The following is a 19,321-nucleotide window of genomic DNA, read 5'->3' as shown; positions in this document are numbered from 1 at the left end:
TCAGTATTTTAAAATTGACATGAAAATTGATCCAGTAGAGCTAACTAAGAAGTTAATTTCTTTTAGGAGTATAACACCAAAAGATGATGGAGCAATAGAGTATATAGCAAAAATTCTTAAGAAAAATGGCTTTAAGTGTGAGATTTTGGAATTTGGCAATAGCGAAGATAAAGTTAAAAGTCTCTATGCAAAATATACAAACGGAGTACCAAATTTATGTTTTGCTGGACATGTTGATGTTGCTCCACCAGGTCAGTTGAAAGACTGGGTATATGATCCATTCAACCCAAAAATTAGAGATGGGATACTGTATGGAAGAGGAGCAGCTGATATGAAAAGCGGAGTAGCTGCATTTATTGCCGCTATGGTGAACTTTATTATAGGGGAATTTCAGTTTAATGGTTCGATAAGTGCATTAATCACCAGTGCTGAAGAAAGTATGGAGGAACATGGAACAAAAGCAGTTTTAGAATGGATGGAAAGTAAACAAAAAAAGATGGATTATTGTATAGTTGCTGAACCAACTAGTAGTGAGAGATTAGGTGATACTATAAAGATAGGTAGAAGAGGGTCTGCAACATTCAAATTAATTTGCTATGGAAAGCAAGGACACGTTGCCTATCCAGAACTAGCTGATAATCCAATATATAAGATGATATCAATATTAAGCAAGATAAGAAACACTACTCTTGATAATGGTAATAAATATTTCCAGCCTTCGAGTTGTGAGGTTACTACTATTGATGTAGGAAACAGTGCTGACAATTTAATACCAAAATTAATAGTTGCAAGTTTCAATATCCGATATAATGATATGCAAACACCTAATAATCTATGTAAGTTAATTGATGAGATATGCTCTAGTATAACTAGAGATTATACACTCTCTATTTATAATAGTAGAGGTGTTTTCCTTTCCACTCCTGATAAAAATACTAATATTATGCTCGACGCAATAAATAAAGTAACTAGTATTGATGCCAAAATGAGCACAAGTGGTGGTACGTCTGATGCCGCATTTATCAAAAACATTTGTCCAGTAATTGAATTTGGCATGGTTAACAAAACTGCGCACCAGATAGATGAATGCGTACTAGTAGACGATATACATAAGTTGACTGCCATATACAAGGAGTTCATAAAAAATTATTTTCATTTCACCAATAAAATAGTAAATCAGATCAATGTAGTTAGTAATATTCCTGATAGCCCATTATTAGCTCAAAGTATATTTTAAGCCAGAATAGCAACTGGAAGAATTCTTGGGAGAAAAGAAAGCTTGTATGTAAATTTATCATGTTATAGAATAATATTATTTTAAGGTGTTAATTATGAATCTTGTAACAAAACTCGCAGTTGACTTTATTGCTCCTGCTGTTCTCTCTGATGGGGAAATAGTCGATGACTTCTGCTTAAGCAAGCATGTGAAAGGTAAGTATGCTATCCTCTTTTTCTATCCACTCAATTTTACTTTTGTATGCCCAACTGAATTGATATCGTTTAGCAATAAAATAGATGACTTTTCAAAACGTGGCGTCGAAGTCATAGGAGTGAGCATAGATTCAAAATTCTCACATTGTAAGTGGCGTGAGACTCCCATCAATGATGGTGGCATTGGAGAGATTAGCTATACATTAGTATCTGATATCAAAAAGTCCATATCAAGAGACTATGGAGTTTTACACGATGACTCAATTGCACTAAGAGCTACTTTTGTTATTGATGATGAGTTTGTTATACGTCATCAATCTATAAATGATTTACCTTTGGGACGAAATATCGATGAGTTTATTAGGATTATCGACGCAGTTAAACACAGTAAAGAGCATAATGAAGTATGTCCAGCGGGATGGAAGAAGGGTAAGCCAGCAATACAAGCAAGCAAAGAAGGGGTAGCTGATTACCTGAATTCATATAGTGAAGAATTATAAATGGTGCTATTCAAGACAAAAGTTCTTATTATCGGTTCTGGAGTAGCTGGCTATTCTGCTGCTATATATGCAGCGCGTGCAAATCTAGAGCCAATTGTAGTAACAGGAATGCAACCTGGTGGTCAGCTTATGATTACTACAGCTGTTGAAAACTACCCTGGTTTCATTTCAATACAAGGCCCAGAGCTTATGGAACAAAAGAGGTTACATGCAGAGAAGGTTGGCGCGAAAATGGTAGATGATGAAATAAAGGGTATTGAACAATCCGAGTACACTAATGAATATAAATTCAAGTCCATTGGAAGTATCAATAATTACTATTCATCTGCAATTATAATTGCAGTTGGCGCACAAGCGAAATGGCTTGGTCTCAGGAGTGAAAAGGAATTTCAAGGTTATGGAGTTTCAGCTTGTGCGACTTGTGATGGTGCATTTTTTAGAAATAAAATTGTGGCTGTAGTAGGTGGGGGAAATACATCCGTTGAAGAGGCAATATTTTTAACTCGATTTGCTAAAGAAGTTATATTAATACATAGACGTGATAAATTAAGAGCAGAGAAGATAATGCAAGATAGGCTTCTTAAGAGAGATAAAGTAAAAGTAATATGGAATCATACTGTAGAACAGATTCTTGGAGATAAAAATCCAAAAAGAGTCACTGGTATCATAATCAAATCAACAGAGACCAAAAAAATCAGAAAATTGAAGGTAGATGGAGTATTTATTGCAATTGGATATGTGCCAAACACAGACATTTTAAAAGGCTTTATTAAAGTTGATCATCAGGGTTATGTGGTTACAAAGCCTGGTACAACTCTGACTAGCAGAGCAGGAGTATTCGCCGCAGGTGATGTTCAAGATAAGACATACCGACAGGCAGTAGTTGCAGCGGGCACAGGATGTATGGCTGCACTTGACGCAGAAAAGTTTCTAGAGCTCTCAAATATAGAGGTTAAAAAATAAAGATATTTAAATAACTCTTCATTGGAAGAAAAAAGTGGTTTCGTTATTTTCTTTTTTTATTGCATAGCAGTAGTGAATATTTAGAGAACTTAGTATAGAAACACCTCTCCAAATTATGAACTTAAGGGCTATATGTAAGGAAGAAGGTAAATATTGCTGATGATAACATCATGTTTGATTAGAGAATTGTAAACTCATTAATATGCAATGAATCCATTAAGACTCTTGATGGTGAGGACCATGAATATTTTATAAACAATTTTAAAAATAAGCGAGATATTGATATATTTACTTCTAACTTCTACACCATCAGTAGTAGCAATAATCTCACATCAGAGGGAAAGACGCCTAATGCTAACTTTAGATAAGCAAGTTACTATGGAGAATAGAATATAGAGATACTAACAGCTTTTATAGCATTACATTTCTAGGTTCAGACTAGTTAATAGGTTATAACAAAGATAAGGTTTTACATATTGCTTGCTGGAGAAACTATAATAAAAATAAAAACTAAAAGACCCACTGCAATAAAAAGATTTAAGTCTATGATAAAATCAGTTCAATATATCTAATAAACTTACTACTTATGATAAAGTTGTTAAATAGGTATTTTGAGAAAATTCTATTGAATCAGATTTGAAAACAAAGTTTATAAACTCAATAAATAAGATTTTGTTGTACGAAATACAAGGAATGGATAAAGCATTAAGTCTGATGCCAGAAATCTGACACCAAGAAAAATATAAGATCTCCTAATCTCATTACTTAATGGTACTAGAAAGAAATAACGTAAAATAAAAAGAAATATTCACTAAATATAATAAGATCTTGACTTTAGTTAAATGAAACTACACCTACGTAAGTAGATATATAAAACTAGTGATCTGAATATTAAACTTGACTTGATAAAAAAAATAATGAACTTACAGCTCAAAACTAAGATTAAAAAAAACTAGGAAGCAAGCATTTCATGTAAATAACAAGGTCTACTTTACACTTTTACATTTTTATTTGTTTAGAATAGAATTGCATGAGTGTTTTATAACAAATAATCATCTAGAGTAAACATTTCTCTTAACATATTTGTATCGAATTTTTCATGCAAAAATAAACAAGATGTAAAACTTAATAGTACTATTAATATTCTAAAGTCACAAAGTTTTTATCCCTTTTTTAAATTCTTCTGAGCATTTTTATACATATTAAAAATATCTCGATAATTTAGGTGAATGTAAACTTGAGTAGTTTCAAGACTTGAATGCCCAAGTAACTGCTGTATTGATCTCACGTCAATACTTTCTTGAAGCAAATGAGTAGCAAAACTATGGCGAAATGCATGTGGTGACACGATCTCTGGTAAATTTAACATTCTCCTTATTTTTTGGAGTCGATTAGCAACATAAGTCCTTTTCAATTTTTTTCCTTTTACTCCTACAAATAGATATTGTGCTTCATTATTAATATCAAGATAAGGGCAAGCTTTTATATACTCTTGTATGTATTTTTTTACTACTGAAAGAATAAATACTTTTCTTTGTTTATTCCCTTTACCTGTAACTATTAAACTTTCATTTCTAACATCACCAACCTTAAGGTTCAATGCTTCACTAACCCTTAATCCTGTACCATACAGTAGAACAATAATTGCAATTTCTCTTTTTATCACCCAAGGTTCACCTAGGTTAGACAATTTCGTTTTTTTTACCAAAGTTTCTATGTCAGATATCGATAATACCTTTGGTAGAGTTCTTCTCTGGATGGGTTTAGATAAGGAGAACACAGCATCATTACTTATCTCGTAATTGTTTTTTATATACCTGAAAAAATTTCTGATTACTGATAATGCACGAATATTTGATCTTGCGTTTATACCTCTTATATAACGGGAACTCAGCCAACTTCTAAGTTCAGGTACACTCAATTTCTTCAAGGAACTAACATTCACCTCTTCACCAATATGGGCATTAAGGAAATTTATCAAATCCTTTAAATCTCTTATATATGACTCTAAAGTATTAGATGAATAAGACCTATTGTATCTCATCCATTCATACCAACTTTCAATAATTGAACTTAAATTCATATTTCTTTCTTAAAGAAAGCATTAATACATGCATCGCGGAAAGCTTCATTTACATCGGGATGAGAGTGACCTATTCTATATATATCCTCTGCTGCTGCACCATATGCCATTGCAACTGCTGCTTCATTAACTAGCGTATCAGCATATGCACCTATGATGTGTACACCTAGTATTGTGTCAGTTTCTCTACAGACTAGTACTTTTACAAAACCTTCAGTGTCATCAATAATTTTTGCCCTACTATTCGCAGCAAATTGACACTTGCCAACTTTATACTTCAAGGCAGCACCTTTAAGGTCCTCTTCAGTTTTACCGATTGAAGAAACTGCAGGATGTGTGTAAATGACAGATGGTATAATTCCATAATCAATATTAGGTGACTGTCCTGCTATTATCTCTGCAACTGCAACTCCTTCTTCTTCTGCCTTATGAGCAAGCATTGCCCCACCAATAACATCACCAATAGCAAATATTCTTTTTATATTGGTTTCATACTTATTATTCACTTTAATAAAGCCAAATTTATCTCTTCTTATCTTGCTATCAATCTCAAGACCATCAATATATGGTTTACGACCTACTGCAATGAGCATTTTATCCGTCTCTATGGTACTTACTCGGTTGCCTTGAATGGAGCAAAGTCTTATTTTTAAAGAATTACTACCTTGTTCTATTTCTTCAACCCTAGTGCCAAGCAGAAATTTTATCCCTTGTTTTTGTAAACTAAAAAATAGAGATCTACTCAATTCTCCGTCCATTGCTGCAGCCACTCTATCAAGAAACTCTACTACAGTAACTTCAGAACCTAATCTTTTCCATATAGAAGACATTTCAAGCCCTATTGCTCCAGCTCCGATTACAACAAGTCTTCTCGGTACTTCAGTTAGAGATAGCGCACCAGTGGATGAAATAATGTTTTTCTCATTCAGATTAATTCCCGGCAAGGAATTGATACCAGAACCAGTCGCAATTACTATATTTCTTGTTCTTAGTACCTTACCTTCAATTGAAACTTTAAGGTTATCCTGATCAAAGGAAGCAATCTTTCCAAGTCCATTGATTTTAGTAACCTTGTAAAGATTGAAGAGATATTCTATTCCTTGTCCTAATTCTTTAACTTTCGTATCTTTATATTTTAGCACTTCTTCTAGGTCAAAACTCACATCTTTGACTTTTATACCAAGTTTTGACAGATTATTCTTTGTGTGAACATACTGATAAGAAGAATAAAGTAGTACTTTAGAAGGTATACATCCGACTCGCAAACATGTACCACCGAAAACGCTGTTTTTATCTATACAAGCAACTTTCAGCCCTAGCTTTGCAGCTACAATAGCACAATTATAACCACTTGGACCACCACCTATAACAATCAAATCATAGTCAGCCATAAAAAGTAGACCTGTTTTCTAAAGAAAAAGCACCATTACCTTCAGTTGTTATGTATATCTTATCATGAGTAAACACAGGAGCATGAAATACATTACGTGGTATTTTGATTGCCTTTCCTATGTTTTTATGTTCAGGAAAAGCAAACATTAACCCTTTATTACTCAAGACCCACAATGTATTATTATACATAACTAAAGCAAAAAATTGCGTATTCTTTATTAAATTAGATGCCCAGACTGCTTGTCCATTCTGTACATCAATACCAATTATTTTATTATCTTTAGTAATTATAAAAATCCTACCACTAGCTCTTTGCTCCTTATGATATGGCACAATATGTGATACACTTTTTGCTTGTATGGGTTTCGACCATAAAACATTCCCCAACTTTATGTTAATACCATAGATATAAGAATTGTTCGTAGCAATTAAAATATCACCAAATGTTCTTGGTGTAGTAGTGACATCTGTAAGCTTTGTATCTAAAATGCTTGTATCTAACTTTTGACTCCACAGTTTCTTACCACTTCCATCGAAAGCTATTAATTCACCATTTGAAAATGGTACTATTACCATATCATTAGAGACTGTAGGTGATACATAATGTAAACCACGAACTTCATTAATTCCATTTTGATAAGCCCAAATTAGGCTGCCATCTTTTATATCAAACACATACAGGTAACTATCAATAGTTAATACTATCAATTTATTGTACATCACTACTGCCTTTCCCCTTATCGGAGCCCTTAGTTCTTTTTCCCATTGAATCTCACCAGTTTTTATATCTACTATGTATAAAAAGTTATTCACTATAAAAAAAATATTTTTCCCATAACTTGATATGCTCATGTTACCAATTTTTTTTTTGTCTGAAAGGCGTAATTCCCAATTTTTAACCTTAAAGTTATTGATGTCAAAAGAATATAATGTGCCATATTTATCTACAAAAATAATACTATCTTCTACAAGAACTGGAGCTACATATCCCTGGGATAATTTTCTATCTATGTTTACCAGCTCACTTGCTATTGTATAATTACTACACAATAACAATATCATAACAACTATGACTTTCATTTTTTGTTAGATACAAGACTTATCAATATACAGATTAGAGATTTTAACTACAATAAAAATATTCTTATCTTATATTAGAATCTTGACTTATGGAAATATCTTATCATAGTATAAAAGTAAGTTTGACAACACATCTTATTTCAAAAATAAAAACTGATAAGACAATAGATAAAAAAGCCACTGCAGCTTATGCTCTTATTTAAGAAAAAAACTACAATATCTCTTTATCTTATCCTAAGCCTTTGATTTCCAACTAAATACTTTGAAATTTGTTAAATAAAAAAGCCAACAGTAAATGGTTGTTTACATCTTAATTCTGTACTACTAGTTTAGTAAGATAATTATTATGTAAAAGGTCGAATAATTATGTATAATCTATAAATAATTTTTGAGGTGATATGAAACTAGGTGTTAATATTGATCACGTTGCAACTCTTCGGAATGCACGGGAAACTCCATACCCAGACCTATTGAAAGCAGCAGAAATAGTTATCGACGCTGGAGCAGATTTTATTACAGTTCATTTACGAGAAGACAGAAGGCATATTAGGGATGAAGATGTATTTAACATAAAAAAAAATATTAAAACTAAGCTTAATCTTGAAATTGCGGCCACAGAGGAAATGCTTGAAATAGCAAAAAGGGTAAAACCATACTCCATTAATATCGTGCCAGAAAAAAGAGAAGAATTAACAACAAGAGGTGGTCTAGATATAATTAATATATACAACAAACTTTCTGACATAATAGAGGAGATGCATAGCACTGGTATAAAAGTTTCTCTGTTTATGAATCCAAGCAAAAATCAACTAAAATGCCTTGAGAAACTAAGAAGAAAGCCAGACATAATAGAAATTCATACAGGAGATTATTGCTCTAACTCATCAGAGGAAAAATTAGAATTAATTACTAAAGCTGCAGAGTATATAAATAAGCTAAAAATAGAGTGCCATGCAGGGCATGGTATAACATATACACATGCTAAAAGAATAAAAGAAATACCTCACATCTTAGCTCTTAATGTAGGTCACTTTCTAATCAGCGAAGCTATATTTTATAGCTTATACAGTACAGTAAAGATGATGAAAATATTAATATCTAACTGACTGTTTCTTCCTTTTCATTTAAAAGACATGAAAGAGCTTGACTTGCCTTAAATTTTACTCCTGCCCTTTTAGGAATAGTCATGATCTTACCATTTTTAGGACTTGAAGCATTGCTTTTTCTGACTTACAGCAGCTGATAATGCAACTAACCTCTCTTAGAGCTATTATCTTTAGATCATCTTTTATTTTCTTGATCCACACATCATGAATTCCCTAAATTCAATATTGTTGTATTTATACCCTAATTAGATAAATCTTCGTGTATTTGCTTTACTATACTTTCTTTACTCATAAACTACCTTAATAATTATACAAATAGCACATTTAGTTCACACCGACAATTAGCCAAATTTGACGATAAATTAGGCATACCGTATGCCTTTTTAACGTTTGTATAACACTTATAAAAAGCATTACTAAAGAACTAAGGAATAACTACCTCTTTGAGAATTGACATTTTTTTCTAGCTTTGTGCTGACCATATTTTTTACGCTCAACAACACGTGAATCTCGTGTCAAGAACCCTTTACTACGTAATATGGAACGTAAGTCTTGGCTTATTTTACTTAAAGCTCTGCTTATTCCGTGAGCTAAAGCACCAGCTTGGCTAGATAGTCCTCCACCTTTCACAGTTGCAAATATATCATACCTATCCAACACAGCAGCCACAATAAGTGGCATTTTTGCTATTTGGCATATGGATTCTCTCTTAAAATAAGAGAATAGCTTATCTTTCTGATTAACAATAAAATCTCCACTCCCTGACTTTATCCATACCCTCGCTACAGATTCTTTCCTTCGGCCTGTAGCATATGAACGACCCAATGAATCGATTACTGGATTAATTACTCCTTCTGATTGACTTGTTACAGAATTTCTCATCTTTGACTCCACTATTTTTTATTCTTTCGATTTAAAGAAGCAAAATCTACCTTTTCAGGTTTCTGTCCTTGGTGCTTGTGTTCTGGACCAGGATAGATATATAAATTTTTAAAGCGCTTACGTGCCATAGGGCCATCATCAAGCATCCTTTTCACCGCTGCCTCCATTATACGCTCAGGAAATTTGCTATTCAGAATACTATTTGGAGTAGTTTCTTTTAACCCACCAGGGTATCCTGTATATTTATAGTAAATCTTCTCTTTAAATTTCTTTCCAGTGAAATGGACTTTTCTTGCATTGATGATAACTACATTATCACCACAATCCATATGAGGTGTATACTCAGGCTTATGCTTCCCACGCAGCAGAGTTGCTACAAACGCTGCAAGTCTTCCTACTGTTAACCCATCTGCATCTATGATAAGCCACCTTTTGTTAATTTGCCTTTCTTTCAAAAAAAAAGTCTTCATATTAATTTAACAATGTATATAAAGTATCAATCATATTGTATGGTATATGGTACATAAAATCTCTAAACAGAGTCAACAATATTAATTGATTATCAGAACAATTTGTGCTAATAACTTAGCTATATAGCCTGATTATAGGGGAAGTATGTTTCGTATGTTTCAATTGATTGTTACACTTGTAGTCACCCTTAGTACTACAATTTGCTATGCAATTGGTCTTGAAGAAGCCATAAGTAAAGCCATCAGAAATAGCTCAAAGCTAAAGTCTCAATTTTACCATTACAAGAGCATAGAAAAACAACTAAAATCTTCAGGACTAGTTAACTTTTTGCCAAGTATTAATTTGCAGTATAGTTTTAATAGCAATTTTAGTCTTCACAATAATAAGCATAGTTTACCTGAAAAACTTCTTACATTAAGTCAAAAAATAATAGATGGTGGAGGAACTTTTGCTACATTTAGCCAATCAAGTCATCTTCTCAAAGCAGAGAAGATGAAGTTTCAACAATCAAAACAAGATGTTGCACTTAACGCTGTAAAAGCATACGTTGATGTCCTAAGAAAAACAGCAATATTAAAATTAAGAGAGCATAAAGAACGTGTTTCTTCAGAAGACCTATCCGAAATGAAAAAGCGCCTTTCTCTTGGAGAAGTTACTAATGCTGAAGTTTCACTTGCAAAAGCAAAATTTTCATCCTCAGCCCTAGAAAGGGTTGACGCTGAAGGCAAGTTAAAATTAGCAAACATTGCTTACTTTCATTTAATTGGTGAAGATCCTAATGAACTCTTTGAAGTTGATAAATTACCATATATTCCTTCTGAGCTAAACAAATGCCTGCAGCTAGCAAAAACCAATAACCTATCTCTAAAGGCAGCAATTCATAGAAAAAGAGCAGATGGCATAGCAGTAATTGCTGAAACTTCTAAGTGGCTACCATCTGTGAATCTTAGCGCAAGTAAAAATTTAAACGAAAATATTAGTATTAACAAGTTTTTAGATACTACCAATATCACTTTTACCCTTGATATTCCGATTTTTAGAAGAGGAGTTAATACTTTTAGTATAAGCCAAGCCAAAATGGATGCAAAAAAATCTGCTCATAATTATTATGAAACAGTAAAAAATATAGAAAAAGAGGTTGTGAGCGCTTGGAACAATATTCTGGCAGCAGATGCTATTATCAAAGTAAGTAAGAAAGCTGAAAAAGCAGCAGCTCTAGCGTTAGAAGGTATTAAGCAAGAAGTTAACTTAAATTTAAAAGGTACAACTGAGCTCTTGAATACTGAAAATGCATTATTTAAAGCACGTTCTGATCTTGTTGAAGCGAAAAGTAATTATGTAATCAGTGTATATAAGTTATTTTTTATGATAAGTAGCACAAATCTCTAAACCTAGCAACAACTAAAATTCAAATAACGAATAAAGACCAATTAATGGCATATTACTTACTCGCAAATGGTAAAAATTATATCTTCTCATTGCGAACCTGCTTTTAGCATCACTATATTCTGATGCAAGTAATAATATGAACTAGATAAGATAACATTTATAGTATAGCCTGTTTCATCATACTTCCAATCATATTCTCAAACCTAATAGCTGTATAATCTCACTCAGTCCTAGTTCAGTTCTAATATTTATAAAATACTTGAAACATAAGCAGACTTTTTGTGGTAGATTGTAAAGATATTAGTGATATCTTATAACTTAACTAGTATTTTCTTGATTGTTACTGATTGCTTATCGATTTAATTTTTGAAGTTATTTAGTATTGACGCTATGCGCTTAAGTGTTAAAATAGGATAAGAGGTTTTTATGGTCTTAATATGGTAGCAAGACGGAAAGAGAAGGTAGCTAGTAAAAATAACCCTACTCAGCGTAGAAAGGTTGAACAAAAGGTGTATAAGGATAAACCTGTAAAGCCAGTTAGATATATAGACCGTGACTTGCGTGCAAATTATATGTCTGCTCAGTATGATGATGGCAGCTTAGTTAAAGACGAGATAAGTGGCGATCCTATAAAGTGGGAAAGTATATAGTAGGTTAAGTTTGTGGTTAAGGTTACTATTAACTCTAAGGAGTATGAGGTAGAACCTGGGTTTACTATAATTCAAGCCTGTGAAGCATTTGGCATTGAAATTCCTCGCTTTTGTTATCATGAACGCTTAGCAATTTCTGGCAACTGCAGGATGTGTTTAGTTGAAGTTGAAGGAAGATCTCCAAAGCCAATAGCTTCTTGTGCAGTCCCAGTTACAGAAGGTATGGTTATTCGTACTGACACTGAAAAAATTAAAAAGGCACGTGAAGGCATACTTGAATTTTTGCTTATTAATCATCCACTTGACTGTCCAATTTGTGATCAAGGAGGTGAATGTGACCTACAAGATATAGCAGTAGCTTATGGTAAGGGAATAAGTAGGTTTGATGAAGATAAAAGGGCAGTGCAGAAAAAGCATTTCGGTCCATTAATTGAAACTGCAATGAATAGGTGCATTCATTGCACTCGATGCATTAGATTTCTGTCTGATGTAGCAGGTACAAGTGAATTAGGAGGAATTGGTAGAGGAGAAAATATGGAGGTTAGTACTTATATAGGAAAATACATTAGCTCTGAATTGTCTGGGAATATCATAGATCTTTGCCCTGTAGGTGCTTTGACTTCAAAGCCTTATTTATTTAAAGCTCGTTCATGGGAACTTTCACAGTGTGAAACTATAGATGTGCTTGATGCTGTAGGAAGCGCAATCAGAATTGATTATCGTGGTCTTGAAATTATGCGAGTCTTGCCAAGACTTAGTGAGGAAATTAATGAAGAGTGGATATCAGATAAAACTCGTTTTGCTTACGATGGGCTAAAAGTGCAACGCCTCGATCAACCTTATATAAAGAAAGATGGTAAATTAGTCTCAGCTGATTGGAATGAAGCACTAACTCTTGCTGCAAAAAAATTAAAGAACACAAAACCAAATAGGATAGCTGCACTTGCAGGTGATTTGTCAGATTGTGAATCTATGCTTCTATTAAAAGAGGTAATGCATAAGCTTGGTTCAATAAATTTAGATTGTAGGCAAGATGGAGCTCAACTTATATCCAGTACTCGTGGGTCGTATGTGTTTAACACTACTATTGAAGGCATAGAAAGCGCGGATTTATGTTTGCTTATAAACACAAATCCTAAAGTGGAGGCACCTATTATTAATGCGCGTATAAGAAAAAGGTATTTACAAGGAGATTTTCCTATTGCAAGCATCGGTCCTAATGTTAAGTATTTGTATCATGTTGAAAATCTAGGTAATAACCCTAATATCTTGTATGAAATAGCGAAAGGAAATCATAAATTTTGCAAATTACTGAATTCTGCTCAAAATCCTATGCTTATTATAGGTCAAGATGCGTTAATAAGAAGTGATTCTGAATCAATTTTAGCTCTAACTACTTCAATTGCAGAAAAATTTAATGTAGTTAGAGACAACTGGAATGGTTTTAATATTCTGCACAAAGCTGCAGCAAGGGTCGGTGGATTGGATGTTGGATTCATTCCTAAAAAAGGTGGGAAAGACATTAAACAAATACTCAAGCAAGCAGAGAGCGGCGAAATAGAGGTTGTTTATCTTCTTGGTGCAGATGAAATTGATATATCAAAATTAAGAAATACTTTTGTAATTTATCAAGGTCATCACGGTGATAGAGGAGCAAATATAGCAGATATAATCTTACCTGGAGCTGCATATACAGAGAAATGTGCAACTTACGTAAATACTGAGGGCAGAGTCCAGAGTACAAATTTAGCTATATTCCCTCCTGGTGAAGCAAAGGAAGATTGGCTAATCATTAAGAGTTTATCTCAATATTTGGACTTTTCGTTGCCATATAATAGTTTATCTGATGTGAGAGAAAAATTAGATACTATTGGCCCACAATTTAGAAATACTGATCAAGTGATAAAAAATAAGTTAGTTTCAATTAATTGCGATAAAATAAGCTTAAGTGGTAAGCCTTTCACTTTAAAGGAATGTAACTTTTATATGACAGACCCTATAAGTCGTGCTTCAAAGACAATGGCAAATTGTACTAAAGCTTTCTATGAACACGCTAATTAGTATCCTATTCATCTTAGTGCAGCTACTGCTTTCAGTTGCATACTTAGTGTATTTTGAACGCAAAGTTATTGCTGCAATTCAACTGAGGCATGGTCCTAGTGTTGTTGGTCCTTTTGGACTGCTACAGCCGTTTGCAGATGCTATTAAATTACTAACTAAAGAGGCAATAATACCATTTAGAGCAAATACTATGCTATTCATCGCAGCTCCAGTTCTTACATTTATTTTAGCATTGATTGCGTGGGCAGTGATACCGTTTGGTGCTAAAGTAATTATAGAGAATAGGCAGCAAATAGTAATTCCTAATGTAATAGCTAATATCAATGTTGGTGTACTCTATGTTCTAGCTATATCCTCTTTAGGAATATATGGTATTATTATTGCAGGCTGGTCTAGTAATTCTAATTATGCATTTTTAGGTAGCATAAGATCAGCTGCTCAAATGATCTCATACGAGGTTTCAATAGGCCTTATAGTTGCTGTAATCGTTACTATAACTGGTACGCTAAATCTCGGGGAAATAGTTGTAATAAAACATAATATGCCATTTTGGATTGATATCCTATTAATACCTATAGCATTGGTATTCTTTATTTCTCTTCTTGCAGAAACTAATCGTCACCCATTTGATTTACCAGAAGCTGAGGCAGAGCTTGTTTCCGGGTATAGTGTTGAGTATTCATCAATGCCTTTTGCTCTTTTCTTCCTTGGAGAATATGCTAATATGATTCTAGCAAGTGCTATGACAGCAATATTCTTTCTAGGAGGATGGTATCCTCCTGCAGAATTTGATTTGCTGTACAAAATTCCAGGTTTAGTTTGGCTTATTTTAAAAATAGTTTTACTGTTGTTCATGTTTGTTTGGGTCAGGGCAACTATACCTCGCTATCGATATGATCAACTAATGCGTCTTGGTTGGAAAGTGTTTCTACCAATGTCAACACTTTGGTTAATTCTAACTTCAGGGTTATTACTCTTTACTGGAAATTTGCCAAGCTTTGAGCAGTAAATGCATTAGCTTTACTTAATTTTTAATAAGCTTTATATTATGATAAAGGGCTACATATGTTAAGTATTAGAAACAAAGCTCACTACTGAGATCGATATCGATGTGGCTCCCCAGGCTGGATTCGAACCAGCGACCAATTGGTTAACAGCCAACTGCTCTACCACTGAGCTACCGAGGAGTAAACTATCTTTAACTTATCACATTACAATTTGATTGTAAATAGTTTTTTGTATATATAACTGAAACTTTTATAAAACAAAAGCTGGAATTTTGCTCTGGAAGTTGTTGATTATAAAGATTTGATTTTAAGAAAATTCACTTTTTCGTAGAAACTAGAGAGTACCAACCTTCAAGAAAACAGTAAAAACTAACAAGCTTAATATGAAGCAGAAACCTTTAAGTAGTAACTAAAAGAAAGAGCTACATATGTTAAGTATTAGAAACAAAGCTCACTACTGAGATCGATATCGATGTGGCTCCCCAGGCTGGATTCGAACCAGCGACCAATTGGTTAACAACCAATTACTCTACCACTGAGCTACCGAGGAGTAAACTATCTTTAACTTATCACATTACAATTTGATTGTAAATAGTTTTTTGTATATATAACTGAAACTTTTATAAAACAAAAGCTGGAATTTTGCTCTGGAAGTCACTAATTGCAAAGATTAAATTCAAGAGATAAAATTGCATTATTAAATGAGAAATATATGCTAATTAGTAGAATGTCAGATCTGGATGGTATGTGCAAGGAGCTAATAGCAAAAAAACCAAAGCTCATAGCTGTTGACACAGAGTTTATTAGAAATAACTTAACCTATTACCCTAAATTATCGTTAATTCAGATTTCTTATAAAGAGATGAGCTTTATTATAGATGTATTAGCACCAGGAATTGACTTATCATTTATCAAGAGTGTTATGCTTGATCGAGAGATAACTAAAGTGTTCCACAGCTGCCAACAGGACATAGAATCTTTATTTACTGTGTTCAAGTGTATCCCTGCTCCAATTTTTGATACCCAAGTTGCTGCTATGTTTTGTCATTATTACTATAACTTTATTGGTTATTCAAAAGTAGTGGAACAATATCAGGGAATAGTGCTAAATAAAGTTAAAGCTAAAAATTCGGATTGGCTGAGACGACCGTTATCTAAGGATCAGTTGGACTACGCAGTCAGCGATGTAATTTACCTATATGATCTACACCAAATATTACATGATAAACTTGAAGAAAGGAATAGAATGAGCTGGTTTCAAGAGGAAATGGAGTCGGTGGTTGATATAAATAAATACTTGCGCAGTCCAAGGAATGCATGGAAGAGAATTAAATTTAATTGTAAAGCAAATCCAAGATTAATATTGACTGTTAAAGCAGTTAGTGAATGGCAAGAAACCTTAGCACAGCGCTATAATGTAAATCGTAATAAAGTTATTAATAACTCTATAATAGCTGGATTTATTGAGAGGAATATAGAACGTGTTGATGATATTTTAGATGATCTGAAGAAGAACGCTAAAAACATAAAGGAGGAAGATTTATTGGAATTTATAGATATTTTCAGTGAAAATGAGAAGGATTTTATGCAGCAGAACTGTGCTCCATCAAATGCTTATGATAGGTCTGTATTTGATATACTTTCAGTTATCTTGGAGAGTAAGTGTAAGGAAAATAATATATCCAGAAAATTGGTTTCTTCAAAAGAAGAGTTGGCTGGGTCAATATCTGGACAAGTGGATAAGCTATTTAAAGGATGGAGGTATGATTTTTTTGGTAGATCAGTTGAGTCGTTTCTAAATGCAAGCTCAAAATTTGAAATTTCGGTAGTGAAACTTATGAATAATATATCTGAAATTAGAAGTAATTTGGTGGATTCAAGTTGTAGTTTGAAATCAAGCTCTGGGGTTCAATGAATCTACTATGTCTTTTACTTGAGAAAAAACATGCTCTTTACTTGTACTGGTGTTAACAATAAAGTTGCTCATCTTCCTTTTTTCTTTGAAAGGTAACTGAATATTCAGGATTAGATCTAGTTTTTCTTTGTTTATATTACGTTCACTAAGTCTTTGATCTTGTGCAATACTGTCTGCATGAACGAGAACAATAAAGTTACAGTATAAATAAAATCTTGTTTCCAGCAAAAGAGGGATATCTAAGATCAAGATCTTCTTATTATTGATTCTTTTCTCACATGTAATGAAAAATTCTAGTTCATCACGTACAGCTGAATGAACCAAAAATTGAAATTTCTTCCAATTTTTATCATGAGATATAAAATATTTAGATAGCACTGCCCTATCTATTCTACTGTTTATTACCACTATAGGAAATTTTTTTTCCGCATGCCTTATTAAGTTTTTGTTCATTGTATAAAGTTGATGTACTACGAAATCAGCATCAAACACAACGGCACCAAGTTTTTTGAAGCAGTTGGCTACAAAACTTTTTCCTACTCCAATTCCACCTGTTAACCCTATAATCATATAGCAAAAATATGTCTGTAACAGTTGTTTTTATATATCTACTTAAATTTTAGATTCTCTTACAAACTCTAATTATGTCAAGAGAAAATAGATATGCTATGTTTTTTTAGTAATTAAAGTAGAATGGAACAGAAGATTATGAGGGAGATTTGAAAGATAAGATAAAAAAGGTAATAATTTCAGGAAAGGAAGTATGGCCGATTATTGAAGGTGGCAAAGGCATTGCAATTAGTGATGGACAGTCAAGTGGAGCATTCGCCGCAGCAGGTGCTGTTGGTACATTTTCGGGAGCAAATGCTAAGCTTATTGATGATAATGGGGAGTTAGTACCACTGATTTATAGGGGAAAAACAAGAAGTGAAAAACATGAAGAGTTAATTCAATATAGTATTGAAGCTGGTGTCAGTCAAGCAAAGATAGCAAACGAAATCTCACGAGGCTATGGAAGAGTACATATGAATGTGCTATGGGAGATGGGAGCAGCGGAACGGGTACTTCATGGTATATTAGAAAGGGCGAAAGGTTTAGTGCATGGTATTACTTGTGGAGCTGGTATGCCTTACAAGCTTGGGGAGATCGCGTCTAAATATCAGGTTTATTATTACCCGATTATTTCATCAGTACGCGCTTTTAAAGCATTATGGAAGCGTGCTTACAGAAAAGTATCTTCTTTTTTGCTTGGTGGAGTAGTATATGAGGATCCATGGCTTGCTGGTGGGCATAATGGACTCAGTAGCAATGAAGATCCGATGTTTCCACAAGCTCCGTTTGAAAGGATTGTAGAACTTAGATCTTTCATGAGTGAGGTTGGCCTTTCTAGAGCACCAATTATTATGGCAGGAGGAGTATGGCATTTAAAGGATTGGGAACACTGGCTTGACAATCTGCAGATTGGACCAATAGCTTTTCAGTTTGGTACTCGCCCACTTTTGACTAAGGAGAGCCCAATTTCTATGGAATGGAAAAAAAAGTTATTAACTTTAGAGGAGGGCGACGTATTTTTAAATAGGTTTAGCCCAACAGGGTTTTACTCATCTGCAGTGAAAAACAACTTTATACGTGAATTGCAGGAACGAAACTTACGACAACTAAAATTTTCAGAAAGTGCTAATGAGGAATTCAATAGTGAATTTACGGTTGGTACAAGAGGTAGAAAAATCTACTTAACTGCAGAAGATAAAAAGCTTGCGAACACATGGATTAAAGCAGGGTATACAGAAGTAATGAAGACTCCAGATATAACTGTCATTTTTGTAACACCTGATAAATTTGCGAAGATAAGGCAAGATCAAATCAATTGTATGGGGTGTTTGAGTCATTGTTTATTTAGTAATTGGAAGGATCATGGTAACCATTCAACAGGTAGAAAGCCAGATCCGAGAAGCTTCTGTATACAAAAAACACTGCAAAACATTATGTATAGTGGTGATGTTGAAAATGAACTCTTATTTTCTGGGCATAATGTGTACAAGTTTAAGCGGGATCCATTTTATGAGAATGGATACATACCAACAGTAAGAGAGTTGGTAGAAAGGATGTTAACAGGATACTGAATTATGTTCAATTGATAAATAGTTATAAAATTGTGCAGTGAATATTTATTTGTAGATTTAGGTAGTCCACTATGTTAATCGATAATGGTCTTTTAAAGAGGCATAAGTTGAATCATATTGAAAAAGTCCTTAGGGATACTTAAGAATTTTTACACTCCTTGATACATTAGGCGTTATGAATTAATGGATAAGTAAAAGCTTAAAGGTTTGTATAAAAATTTGCTGCGGAAAATCTATTGGATAATATATCCAATGAGAGGAGAAGGAA

At 33.4% G+C, this 19,321-nt stretch carries 16 protein-coding genes and 2 tRNA genes; 10 read left to right on the top strand and 8 right to left on the bottom strand.

Features of this window, described 5'->3' with window-relative positions:
• Positions 1-19: 19 nt before the first annotated feature.
• From dapE to trxB, 3 genes are all read left to right on the top strand, one after another.
• Positions 20-1,237: a succinyl-diaminopimelate desuccinylase gene (dapE, locus tag GOY13_RS03285; RefSeq protein ID WP_175814371.1), complete on the top strand. Its 1,218-nt coding sequence runs from the start codon at positions 20-22 to the stop codon at positions 1,235-1,237.
• Positions 1,238-1,331: 94 nt separating this feature from the next.
• Positions 1,332-1,931, top strand: a complete 600-nt coding sequence (locus GOY13_RS03280; RefSeq protein ID WP_175814370.1) for a peroxiredoxin — start codon at positions 1,332-1,334, stop codon at positions 1,929-1,931.
• Positions 1,932-2,894 (top strand): thioredoxin-disulfide reductase, encoded by a 963-nt coding sequence (trxB, locus tag GOY13_RS03275; RefSeq protein WP_175814369.1) that lies wholly within the window; start codon positions 1,932-1,934, stop codon positions 2,892-2,894.
• Positions 2,895-4,056: 1,162 nt separating this feature from the next.
• Here trxB and GOY13_RS03270 read toward each other — a convergent pair.
• The 3 genes from GOY13_RS03270 to GOY13_RS03260 are packed head-to-tail and all read right to left on the bottom strand — an operon-like array spanning position 4,057 to position 7,449.
• Positions 4,057-4,977: a tyrosine-type recombinase/integrase gene (locus tag GOY13_RS03270; protein ID WP_175814368.1), complete on the bottom strand. Its 921-nt coding sequence runs from the start codon at positions 4,975-4,977 to the stop codon at positions 4,057-4,059.
• Entirely contained in the window at positions 4,974-6,368 is a 1,395-nt protein-coding gene (gene lpdA, locus GOY13_RS03265; RefSeq protein ID WP_175814367.1) for a dihydrolipoyl dehydrogenase, read from the bottom strand. Before lpdA ends, GOY13_RS03270 begins: the two co-directional genes overlap by 4 nt.
• Entirely contained in the window at positions 6,361-7,449 is a 1,089-nt protein-coding gene (locus tag GOY13_RS03260) for an outer membrane protein assembly factor BamB family protein (RefSeq protein ID WP_175814366.1), read from the bottom strand. The genes lpdA and GOY13_RS03260 overlap by 8 nt, the downstream gene beginning before the upstream one ends.
• 398 nt (positions 7,450-7,847) lie before the next feature.
• Here GOY13_RS03260 and GOY13_RS03255 point away from each other — a divergent pair, with 398 nt between their 5' ends.
• Complete coding sequence (locus GOY13_RS03255) at positions 7,848-8,555, top strand: pyridoxine 5'-phosphate synthase (RefSeq protein WP_175814365.1); 708 nt, start codon at positions 7,848-7,850, stop codon at positions 8,553-8,555.
• Positions 8,556-8,990: 435 nt separating this feature from the next.
• On the opposite strand, the gene rpsI is transcribed toward GOY13_RS03255, so the two are convergent.
• Both rpsI and rplM read right to left on the bottom strand, forming a co-directional pair.
• Entirely contained in the window at positions 8,991-9,437 is a 447-nt protein-coding gene (gene rpsI / locus GOY13_RS03250) for a 30S ribosomal protein S9 (protein WP_175814364.1), read from the bottom strand.
• Between the two features lie 11 nt (positions 9,438-9,448).
• Positions 9,449-9,907: a 50S ribosomal protein L13 gene (gene rplM / locus GOY13_RS03245; protein ID WP_175814363.1), complete on the bottom strand. Its 459-nt coding sequence runs from the start codon at positions 9,905-9,907 to the stop codon at positions 9,449-9,451.
• 154 nt (positions 9,908-10,061) lie between these two features.
• Between rplM and GOY13_RS03240 the strand changes: the two genes are divergently transcribed.
• The 4 genes from GOY13_RS03240 to nuoH all read left to right on the top strand — a co-directional run bounded on the left by GOY13_RS03240 (position 10,062) and on the right by nuoH (position 15,017).
• Positions 10,062-11,297 carry a TolC family protein gene (locus tag GOY13_RS03240; RefSeq protein ID WP_175814362.1) on the top strand — a complete coding sequence of 412 codons (1,236 nt, stop codon included), beginning with the start codon at positions 10,062-10,064 and terminating at the stop codon, positions 11,295-11,297.
• A gap of 437 nt (positions 11,298-11,734) precedes the next feature.
• Complete coding sequence (locus GOY13_RS03235; protein WP_175814361.1) at positions 11,735-11,947, top strand: hypothetical protein; 213 nt, start codon at positions 11,735-11,737, stop codon at positions 11,945-11,947.
• A gap of 12 nt (positions 11,948-11,959) precedes the next feature.
• Entirely contained in the window at positions 11,960-14,008 is a 2,049-nt protein-coding gene (gene nuoG / locus GOY13_RS03230; protein WP_175814360.1) for an NADH-quinone oxidoreductase subunit NuoG, read from the top strand.
• On the top strand, positions 13,992-15,017 hold the full coding sequence (gene nuoH / locus GOY13_RS03225) for an NADH-quinone oxidoreductase subunit NuoH (RefSeq protein ID WP_175814359.1): 1,026 nt from the start codon (positions 13,992-13,994) through the stop codon (positions 15,015-15,017). The genes nuoG and nuoH overlap by 17 nt, the downstream gene beginning before the upstream one ends.
• 103 nt (positions 15,018-15,120) lie before the next feature.
• Here nuoH and GOY13_RS03220 read toward each other — a convergent pair.
• Both GOY13_RS03220 and GOY13_RS03215 read right to left on the bottom strand, forming a co-directional pair.
• A tRNA-Asn gene (locus tag GOY13_RS03220) sits at positions 15,121-15,195 on the bottom strand.
• 295 nt (positions 15,196-15,490) lie between these two features.
• A tRNA-Asn gene (locus tag GOY13_RS03215) sits at positions 15,491-15,565 on the bottom strand.
• Positions 15,566-15,727: 162 nt separating this feature from the next.
• On the opposite strand from GOY13_RS03215, the gene GOY13_RS03210 reads away from it, so the two are divergent.
• Positions 15,728-16,930 (top strand): ribonuclease D, encoded by a 1,203-nt coding sequence (locus GOY13_RS03210; protein ID WP_175814358.1) that lies wholly within the window; start codon positions 15,728-15,730, stop codon positions 16,928-16,930.
• On the opposite strand, the gene coaE is transcribed toward GOY13_RS03210, so the two are convergent.
• Complete coding sequence (coaE, locus tag GOY13_RS03205) at positions 16,910-17,500, bottom strand: dephospho-CoA kinase (protein WP_175814357.1); 591 nt, start codon at positions 17,498-17,500, stop codon at positions 16,910-16,912. The genes GOY13_RS03210 and coaE overlap by 21 nt on opposite strands.
• Before the next feature lie 149 nt (positions 17,501-17,649).
• Between coaE and GOY13_RS03200 the strand changes: the two genes are divergently transcribed.
• Positions 17,650-19,053: an NAD(P)H-dependent flavin oxidoreductase gene (locus GOY13_RS03200; protein ID WP_175814356.1), complete on the top strand. Its 1,404-nt coding sequence runs from the start codon at positions 17,650-17,652 to the stop codon at positions 19,051-19,053.
• Positions 19,054-19,321: the final 268 nt, after the last annotated feature.

Origin of the sequence: Wolbachia endosymbiont of Cruorifilaria tuberocauda, from assembly GCF_013365475.1 — a bacterium.
Taxonomy (GTDB): domain Bacteria; phylum Pseudomonadota; class Alphaproteobacteria; order Rickettsiales; family Anaplasmataceae; genus Wolbachia.
This window is presented reverse-complemented; position numbering and strand designations above follow the sequence as displayed.

Excerpts from the sequence above, each read along its gene's own strand:
- dapE (WP_175814371.1), top strand. The coding sequence starts at position 20 with ATGAAAATTGATCCAGTAGAGCTAACTAAGAAGTTAATTTCTTTTAGG.
- GOY13_RS03280 (WP_175814370.1), top strand. The coding sequence starts at position 1,332 with ATGAATCTTGTAACAAAACTCGCAGTTGACTTTATTGCTCCTGCTGTT.
- trxB (WP_175814369.1), top strand. The coding sequence starts at position 1,932 with ATGGTGCTATTCAAGACAAAAGTTCTTATTATCGGTTCTGGAGTAGCT.
- GOY13_RS03270 (WP_175814368.1), bottom strand. The coding sequence starts at position 4,977 with ATGAATTTAAGTTCAATTATTGAAAGTTGGTATGAATGGATGAGATAC.
- lpdA (WP_175814367.1), bottom strand. The coding sequence starts at position 6,368 with ATGGCTGACTATGATTTGATTGTTATAGGTGGTGGTCCAAGTGGTTAT.
- GOY13_RS03260 (WP_175814366.1), bottom strand. The coding sequence starts at position 7,449 with ATGAAAGTCATAGTTGTTATGATATTGTTATTGTGTAGTAATTATACA.
- GOY13_RS03255 (WP_175814365.1), top strand. The coding sequence starts at position 7,848 with ATGAAACTAGGTGTTAATATTGATCACGTTGCAACTCTTCGGAATGCA.
- rpsI (WP_175814364.1), bottom strand. The coding sequence starts at position 9,437 with ATGAGAAATTCTGTAACAAGTCAATCAGAAGGAGTAATTAATCCAGTA.
- rplM (WP_175814363.1), bottom strand. The coding sequence starts at position 9,907 with ATGAAGACTTTTTTTTTGAAAGAAAGGCAAATTAACAAAAGGTGGCTT.
- GOY13_RS03240 (WP_175814362.1), top strand. The coding sequence starts at position 10,062 with ATGTTTCAATTGATTGTTACACTTGTAGTCACCCTTAGTACTACAATT.
- GOY13_RS03235 (WP_175814361.1), top strand. The coding sequence starts at position 11,735 with ATGGTAGCAAGACGGAAAGAGAAGGTAGCTAGTAAAAATAACCCTACT.
- nuoH (WP_175814359.1), top strand. The coding sequence starts at position 13,992 with ATGAACACGCTAATTAGTATCCTATTCATCTTAGTGCAGCTACTGCTT.
- GOY13_RS03210 (WP_175814358.1), top strand. The coding sequence starts at position 15,728 with ATGCTAATTAGTAGAATGTCAGATCTGGATGGTATGTGCAAGGAGCTA.
- coaE (WP_175814357.1), bottom strand. The coding sequence starts at position 17,500 with ATGATTATAGGGTTAACAGGTGGAATTGGAGTAGGAAAAAGTTTTGTA.